The 477-nt window shown below is 60.8% G+C and carries 1 protein-coding gene; it reads left to right on the top strand.

The window, feature by feature from the left end; genetic code table 11:
- A partial coding sequence (locus tag I6F37_RS38810; RefSeq protein WP_225154191.1) for a hypothetical protein occupies positions 1 to 477 on the top strand: 477 nt, incomplete at both ends.

The following is a 477-nucleotide window of genomic DNA, read 5'->3' as shown; positions in this document are numbered from 1 at the left end:
CCTTAACGGCACGCGCCTTCTGATAGAAATTGGCGGCACTTCGAGCGGATCCGGACTCTATCTGGTCAACGGGGTGCCGACATTCATTGGTAAGCAAGGCGCGTCAGACGCGGCCCTGCCGACAGGATTGAACGACACCGCCCTGAATACCATCGCGGTGCAGAGTTCGTCCGGCAAGCTGCTGGCTGGCACGGCCTATTCCACTTCCGTTTCATGGAATCAGGCAGGCACGCTGGAGTTGATCGTGGCTGAGGGCGGTGGTTCGCCTTTGCTGAATTCCTTCGCGATCTCGGGCACTCCGGGAAACTGGTCGGGAAATGACACGCTCTCGGCGAAGACGATCGGCACGGCAAACGCGGGTGGTCTGTCCGGAAACAACACGGGCAACACGTTCGGCCCTCCGTTCGATGTCGACAACGCGTCGAGTTTGCAGGGCACCGTCACCCGCGCGCTCTTCTGGAACGCGAACTCCGTCAC

The organism is Bradyrhizobium sp. NBAIM08 (assembly GCF_020193935.1).
Classification (GTDB): Bacteria; Pseudomonadota; Alphaproteobacteria; order Rhizobiales; family Xanthobacteraceae; genus Bradyrhizobium; species Bradyrhizobium yuanmingense.
The sequence above is the reverse complement of the archived record's forward strand: the minus strand, read 5'-3'. Positions and strand labels throughout refer to the sequence as shown.